Genomic DNA, 6,962 nt, shown 5'->3' on the forward strand with positions numbered 1-6,962 from the left:
GGCGCTAGGGCTGGGCTCCGCCCATTGCAGCTCTCGCTTCGCTCGTCGTTGATTGTCGGGGCTTCGCCGGTAGCCGCACGACATCCTGCGCCGGTCCCCGCTCCGCTCATCAGACCACTATCCCCTTCGGCCTCTCGGTGTTCACTCGGGAGGAGGGCTCGGGGTCTTTCCTCATCTAGGCTCCCACCTCCTCCTACCTGCCGTGTGAAGTGCTGAGCGGCGGTCTCGGACGTCAGTCCTCAAGGTGACCGACTAGGTGGCACCCTGGGTACTGACCCCGGCGAGGTAGGAGAGGAGTATACCACCCTCAACCCCTACCTTCCTGCCACCATGAAGGCACCCCACCTATCGGGTGGCCGGGCATAGGCAACGCCTGAGGTCCCCACACTGGGGGTGGGCACAGCGCAGGCACAGTGCGGGGTGGCTTGCGTTGGTGGTGCTCGCCGATGGTGTGTGTGCGTGCCCACCCCTTCCGTTAGACGGGTGGACTGGTGCCGGTGGTCTGCATCACTGGCCGAGGCTGACCAGAGGCAACTGGGAGGAGGGCGTCCCAACCCCTCGGTGAACCCCCCCCCCGGCCGTCATGCCCTCGCGCGAGGGAGCTTAGAGGCCGGTGCTATTCGGCTGCCGCACGGGCCATCCCTCGGTCAGCACCGTGCCACCTGTCAGCAAGCCGGATGCCCCACCGCAGGTCGTTCAGGTATGCCTCAAGGGTCACGTTGATGCCCGCAGCTTCGTGTTGCTGGCGGTAGGCGTATGCCGCCGCTTCGAGGAAGTCAGTGCGGGTCCTCCTGGCATGAGAGTTGGTCCGCAGCACAAGGTCTCTCCGCCGAAGCGAGTGATAGTCTCCAAGTTGCGCGGCCTCCTGGCCCACACCTGCGCCAGTGATGACCCTTGAAAGGTCGAGCGCGAGTGTCGTCCGCCCCTCGGCACCCATCTTGGTCAGCTTCAAGCGTGCATAGGAAAGACCCAGGGGGCGCTTCGTGTTGTCGTTGACGCTGATGCCGCCAGCGAATGCAACACCCAAGTCTATCACGACGTCATAAAGGGGATCGAAGAGTCGGTGGTCTCGGGGTCCCAGCTTCGAGCCGAAGGTCGTTGCGATGGTGAGCTGGCCATCCCGCTCATCGAAGACCAGCTTCTTGCCTAGGATGGGCCCGTGGGCGGACCCTACCAAGAGGAGTCCATGGTCAGGCTCGCGGTATCGTCCGGGAGCTTCCAGGTAGACCTCGCATTGGGCCATGTAGTCGCGGCGAGCCTCATAGGCTGCCGGGGTCATGTGCTTGGGGGGTCTCGATGTCATGGGGTTGGGACCTTTCGTAGTGTGGGGGTTCTGGCTTGGGGTCGGGACGCCGGCTTGCTGCCGACCGTGGGTCACAGCCTTCCGTCCGCGCCATGGCCCGGGTACGGCTCAGGCGGCAGCGTTCCCCCAAGCCGGTCAGGCAGAGAGGGTGGTGATACGGGGTGGACTGTGATGGGGTTGGCCCTCACCGCTGCCTCGTCTGGCAGTGTCGGGGCCTAATGGGTGACTCGGGGTCTTCGGGTGGGGGCCCGTCCGAGTAGGGGTTGACTGATCATCTCACACCGGCGCGGTGCCCAAGGGCATCCCGGGGGGATTGACCCTGTGGAGGTCTGTTGTGGGCTCCCCGCCGTGGGGGCAGTACTGCGCCAGTTGCCTACAGGGTAGGGCTTGGGGATCACCTCGGGGTCGGTACCTGGGTAGCCGATGGCCGGGAATATAAGGGGCCGAGTACTCCTCATCATTTCACGGGGTAAACTGTCAGCTTGGGGGCGCCCTCTTCGTATACGGAGGGTAACTCGGATTGGCGCCCGGGACGCTTGTAGTCTCGCGGTCAGCAACACGGCAGAGCCATAGGGAACCTCAGGCCTCCCTTCCTACCCCGCAGGGTAACTCGGATTGGCGCCTGGGACGCTCGCCACTTCGCGGTCAGCACCACGGCAAGCCCACAGGAAACCTGGGGGTTCTCTCAACCCGGAGGGTAACTCGGATTGGCGCCCGGGACGCTGGCAGTCTCGCTGTCAGCGCCGTGGCAGGACCATAGGGACCCTCGGGCCACTCTCATTACGCAGAGTATTTATTTTGCCCTCAGAGGCCCCGCCAAGGGCCGAGATTGGCATAGTGGGTCCTGTCAAGCAGATGAACAATCATTGCCGCCCTGAGTGCTCTCAGAGCACTCTAGCGCTATTCCCTCTTGGGGCTCCGGCAGGCAACCCTAAGCGACTCGCACCAAGGCCCGCCGCACCGCCGTCGCCGTCCAGGACCCCACCTTCCCTCGTGGTGATGCTACACCATCCGAGTTCAGCCGAGCTGCGAGCCCGGTGAGGCTCGTGATCCCCTCTCGTCGCAACCGCTCGATGGCAGGCAGCACACCGAAGGCCGCGTGGTCCGCCTCCCGCCGTCTCGCAGCCGTGGCCCGCGCGGTGTCGTCCGCTGAGGGAGGCGACGCGGGGCGATAGCCTCGGTCACCCCCGAGCTTCTGCCCCCGGGCTTTGGCGGCGGCCAGTGCTGCCTTAGTGCGGTCGGAGATCATCTTGCGCTCGGCCTGGGCCACCACCGCGAGGATACCGACGACCATCTCGTTCGCTTCGGGCATGTCGGCCGCAAGAAAGCGCACACCGGCTTTCTGCAAGCCAAGGAGGAAGTGCGCGTCGCGGGATAGGCGGTCTAGTTTTGCAATGAGGAGCGTGGCCCCGGTGCGCTGGCAGCGGTCGAGAGCAGCCCGGAGCTGTGGCCGGTCGGTCCGCTTCCCGCTCTCTACCTCGACGTAGGGCGGCTCGAGGAGGGTGTCGTCTGGGCGGAGGAAGGCGCCGATGGCAGCTCGCTGGGCGTCGAGCCCAAGGCCAGAGCGGCCCTGCTTGTCAGTGCTGACGCGGAGGTAGGCGACGAAGGTGGTCACGGGAGCGGCCCTCGGTGGGGATGCCAGCAAACATGCGGGCAGCCCACTTCCCTGTCAACACCCATCGACGTGCGTTGATGCGCAATGACAGGGAAAGGTACTTTAAGCGAAACCGTCCCCCGCCCCGACTGTGGCCGCTGTTCACGGGCTGGCGGGCGCTTGCCAACGATGTCAGTAGGGCCACACCTGGGGACTTCGCCGAGCCCTACGCACATACTCTGGCCGGTTCGTGAGGGTGAGAATGAGCCCGCAGGCGGCGGTAGAGTGCTGGCCTCGGGCGTCAACCACGATATCCCCGTAGTTTGGGGCGGCCATGCTCAGATTGCCGCAAAGGTCTCGGACTGCATTAGTCTCGAAGGAGACGTGAACCTCGTGCGCGAAGCGGTTACGGATGCGCCTCAAGGTTTCAAGCTCACGGTATTCACGCTCCGTCACCAATCCGAGTGCGAATGCGGCGGCAATGCGTGTGCTGAAGGTTCCGAGTGGAGCATTGAAGCCTTCGACCAGCTTTAAGCCAACCTCTTGATTGGCGAAATGCGCTGAGAGGGTACGCTTGAGAAGGTCGTCCAGGTAGCTGCAAGCCACCAACGATTGCCCTCGGTCGCTCTCACGGTTCAGTTCGGGCAGGAAGTCCACGAACGCAGCTAGGTGTGGATGGGTCTCCGCAGACAATTGCCGGGTACTAGGCAGTCTCGCTCCGGTTTCCTCGGGGCAATTGCTTTCACCGCTACCCTCACCGATGCCGCTCATGGCCCCGTCCTACGTCAGTCCCCCGTGGGACGGCATAGCCTAGGCGATGATGAAGGGGGAGGCCCGCTTTGAATACCGATGACTACCCCCCCCTCCCCGGGTACGGGGGAAAACTCTGGCCCGCCGTCACGTGTATGGTGTCGCGAGTGGGTGACCCCTGCAAACCTCAGCGTTGACGCTCACGCATCGCACTCATACAAAGTCACCCTGGGCGGCAACGGCAAAATGCTGCGATTGCTGCGGATTTCCTGGTATGCTGGACCCTCGTGTCGGGTGCGCCATCTTCTTTTTTACATGTCGATCTCCTTTAAGATGTTAAAGGGCAACGCGATTTTTGCGTTTGAAAACCCTTCGCCGCGGCGGTAGGGGATGCGATCGGCAAAGGCCAACCAAAGCACCAGACGGCGCGTGGCAAAGTCGCCGGAAGCTCATATATTTCAGGGGTTTGCGAAGAAGCCCATGGCCCGCTCGAACAAATCCTCGAAAGTGTGGCGCGGACCGGCCCCGGCATCGATCTTGTCCGTTATGACGAGCTTCCGGTTTTCCAGTTTCGCGATCTTGCGCTCGTAGGCCGCAATCACGGCCGGGCTGTCGGTCTTAACGATCCGCTCCATTAGAGCATTTTCGGTTTAATCTGGATTGTATCCTGCCGCGGCGAAGAAGTTGGCGCATTCGTCTGGCGTGACGGTGTCGATGAGCCGTCCGATAGCTGACCATAGCCCTTCGACGGTGCGCTCGGCGGCCTTGCGCAGCAGCGCCTTGAGCTTGGAGAAGGCCATCTCGATCGGGTTAAAGTCCGGCGAGTAGGGCGGGAGGAACAGCAACCGCGCGCCGGCCGCTTCGATGGCCGCGCGTACGGCCGGGCCTTTGTGGCTGCCGAGGTTGTCCATCACGACGAGGTCGCCTGGGGTGAGTTCGGGCACGAGCACGCGCTCGACGTAGGCTTGGAAGACGTCGCGGTTGATCGGCCCGTCCAGCACGAACGGCGCAGCAATCCCGGACAGGCGCAGGCCCGCCACCAGGGTGGTGGTCTTCCAGTGGCCGTGCGGCACGGGAGAGCGCAGCCGCTCGCCGCGCGGTGAGCGCCCGCGGATGCGGGCCATGTTGGTGGCCGTCCAGGTCTCGTCGAGGAACACGAGGCGGCTGGGATCGAGGTCAGGCTGTCCCTCGAACCACGCCTCGCGGGCGGCCTTCACGCCCGGGCGATCCTGCTCGGTCGCGTGGGCTGTCTTTTTTTGTACGTCAGGCCGCGCGCGTCGAGGAAACTCCACAGGGTGCCCAGCCCGACCGGGAGAGCGTGTTCCTCCCGCAGGCGGACCCGCATCTCCTCCAGGGTGATGTCGTCTCGCTCGGTGATCAGACCGCGCGGGAACGCCTCGTGCGGATCGAGCTTGGAGCGGCGTGCCCGCTCTTGCGGCCGGGCCGCCACCGTCCCGGTCGTAGCCAGTGCCGTCATCCAGCGGACCGCCGTCGCGGCACCGACCCCGAAGCGCTTGGCCGCTTGCCGGCGCGAGGTCGCGCCTGCCGCGTCTACCACCCGCTGACGCAGATCCTGGCTGTAGGGTCGGCCCATGCCCTGCTCCTCATCTGGAGCGCGCAATGAATCAGCTCAAAAGCCCTGCGTGAACCCCAATCGTCCGATTCAGCCCAAACCGAAAGCGCTTTAGCTTGTCGAGCTGGACGTTAATGGCATCGCGCTCGCGGCGACGATCGCCTCCCCTTGCGCGGCCCGCTGCTCCCACGCATTCTTGAACATCGCGCGCACGAGCGCGATCAGATTCGGCGCTGGTTCCAGCGGCCTGCGCCGCCTCGCGCTCGCGCGCCCCGGCCTCGATCTCCGGACGGTAGAAGCGCTCTTCGGGCTCCTTGCCCCAGTCGTAGAGTTCGACTTTCTCGACGGCCTTGAACTCGTCCTTCATCAGCGCCTTGGCGGCGGCGTCCGTGATCCCGAGCGCTCCGGCCAGATCCTCCGCCTGAGTGGCGTAGGCCCTGGCAAAGGACATCGTCCCGCCGGTCCCGATCATGTCGCCGACGGCGCAGGCGCTCTCGCAATCAGACAGATGGGGTCAGAACGAGGGCAGGCCGGAGGGCAAGGTCACGGATCACCAAGTCAGATCGAGCCTTGCTCGTGCAGTATAGCTGGAGGCGAGTGTGGGCCCTGTCGTTCGCCCCCCTTCGATCAGGACGCTGACCCCGTCCTGGATGCGGATGCGGCCACCGATGCTGTAATCGGCCGAGAGCCGGTTCTGATTCAGGACTTCGGGCGAAATCGTGCCGCCATCCTTGCTCGCCGTGAGGATGAGGTTGTCTCCGAAGGGCTGCACCAGCGCGACGCGTGCGTAGAGGTTCAGGCCGCCCCGGAGGGTGGTCTCATCCTGGTAGCCGAGTGTCAGGCCAGCCGTTCCGGAACCGGTCGTCAGCCTGTTCGACCGGATCGAGACGCCGCTGCTGTCCGTGAAATCCCGGACCGCGAAAGTGCCGTAGCCGAGCGTCAGGTCGGGGGCGAGATAGATGCCGTCGAGCACGGCCAACTTCGTTCCGACCGAGATCGCCATGTCGCCGGCGAGAACGCTCGTGCGACCGCGCGCGTTGTTGCCGAACGCGTTGCTGGAGCCGTAATCGAGGGACATGCTGGTGAAGCGGCCGATGGCGGCCAGGAAAACGCCATTGTCGGCGATCCACGTCGAGTGAACGCTCGCCGAGACCTCGGAGGACAGACCGGTTCCGGTGTCGAACGAAGACCGCCCGAAGGTCTGCTTCAGCGAGAGGCCGATGTAGTTCCGGTAGCCGTCATAATCGAAGCGACGGTCGCTCCGTGAGCTGATCTGGGTTAAGCCCTGCTGGAAGCGCCGGCCATAGGCGGTGCCCCCCTCCACGCTGCCGACCGAACTGACGACCGACGACGTCAGGGCCGGGGCATTCGGATCGAGGCGATAGACGTCGAGATCGCGAAGGGCCTGAAGCGCGCCGAAGCGCCACGAGGTGACGGCCGCGAGGGTGGCGTCCTGCGCGGTCAGCACGGCATCGGACGGGCGGATCGCGGCATTCGACGCGACGCTGGTGGCCGCGGCGGACGCCACGGCCTCGGCCGTGGCCGCCGAAGCCGCCGACGTCGCGGTCCCTGTCGTGGTAGCCGAAGTGGCCGAGGTCGCGGTCCCCGTCGTGGCCGCCGGAGCGGCCGAGGTCACGGCCCCTGTCGTGGCCGTCGAAGCGGCCGAGGTCGCGGTCCCTGTCGTGGCAGCCGGAGTCGCCGAGGTCACGGTCCCGGTCGTGGCCGCCGAAGTCGCCGAGGTC

Annotated in this window: 8 protein-coding genes; 1 reads left to right on the plus strand and 7 read right to left on the minus strand. The window is 65.3% G+C overall.

The genetic code is table 11. The annotated features are described in order from the left end of the window. Positions 1–616 precede the first annotated feature (616 nt). From MKK54_RS02965 to MKK54_RS02995, 7 genes are all read right to left on the minus strand, one after another. Positions 617–1,279: a hypothetical protein gene (locus MKK54_RS02965; RefSeq protein WP_244009031.1), complete on the minus strand. Its 663-nt coding sequence runs from the start codon at positions 1,277–1,279 to the stop codon at positions 617–619. A gap of 955 nt (positions 1,280–2,234) precedes the next feature. Continuing rightward, a complete protein-coding gene (locus tag MKK54_RS02970) occupies positions 2,235–2,918 on the minus strand; it encodes a recombinase family protein (RefSeq protein WP_244009032.1) in 684 nt (227 codons plus the stop codon). A gap of 171 nt (positions 2,919–3,089) precedes the next feature. Continuing rightward, positions 3,090–3,668: a transcriptional regulator gene (locus MKK54_RS02975; RefSeq protein WP_244009033.1), complete on the minus strand. Its 579-nt coding sequence runs from the start codon at positions 3,666–3,668 to the stop codon at positions 3,090–3,092. A gap of 437 nt (positions 3,669–4,105) precedes the next feature. Beyond that, positions 4,106–4,282, minus strand: a complete 177-nt coding sequence (locus tag MKK54_RS02980; protein WP_244009034.1) for a hypothetical protein — start codon at positions 4,280–4,282, stop codon at positions 4,106–4,108. Between the two features lie 15 nt (positions 4,283–4,297). Then, positions 4,298–5,241 (minus strand): IS630 family transposase gene (locus tag MKK54_RS02985; RefSeq protein ID WP_244009035.1). Its coding sequence is split into 2 segments (ribosomal slippage): positions 4,298–4,905 and positions 4,905–5,241, totalling 945 coding nucleotides; the frame shifts between segments, so codons are not numbered across the junction. A 31-nt stretch (positions 5,242–5,272) separates the two neighbouring features. After that, the gene (locus tag MKK54_RS02990) at positions 5,273–5,671 is read right to left on the minus strand and encodes a hypothetical protein (protein WP_244009036.1); all 399 of its coding nucleotides are present in this window, start codon (positions 5,669–5,671) and stop codon (positions 5,273–5,275) included. 99 nt (positions 5,672–5,770) lie between these two features. Beyond that, complete coding sequence (locus MKK54_RS02995; protein ID WP_244009037.1) at positions 5,771–6,856, minus strand: autotransporter outer membrane beta-barrel domain-containing protein; 1,086 nt, start codon at positions 6,854–6,856, stop codon at positions 5,771–5,773. Between MKK54_RS02995 and MKK54_RS24615 the strand changes: the two genes are divergently transcribed. Beyond that, positions 6,759–6,962 (plus strand): hypothetical protein (locus MKK54_RS24615; RefSeq protein WP_244009038.1); only part of this gene is annotated, 204 nt, incomplete at its 3' end. The genes MKK54_RS02995 and MKK54_RS24615 overlap by 98 nt on opposite strands.

Source organism: Methylobacterium sp. J-068 (genome assembly GCF_022829445.1).
GTDB lineage: Bacteria > Pseudomonadota > Alphaproteobacteria > Rhizobiales > Beijerinckiaceae > Methylobacterium.

What these genes read in the sequence shown, in the direction of transcription:
- MKK54_RS02965 (WP_244009031.1), bottom strand. Translation starts at nt 1,279, where the DNA reads ATGACCCCGGCAGCCTATGAGGCTCGCCGCGACTACATGGCCCAATGC.
- MKK54_RS02975 (WP_244009033.1), bottom strand. Translation starts at nt 3,668, where the DNA reads ATGAGCGGCATCGGTGAGGGTAGCGGTGAAAGCAATTGCCCCGAGGAA.
- MKK54_RS02980 (WP_244009034.1), bottom strand. Translation starts at nt 4,282, where the DNA reads ATGGAGCGGATCGTTAAGACCGACAGCCCGGCCGTGATTGCGGCCTAC.
- MKK54_RS02990 (WP_244009036.1), bottom strand. Translation starts at nt 5,671, where the DNA reads ATGTCCTTTGCCAGGGCCTACGCCACTCAGGCGGAGGATCTGGCCGGA.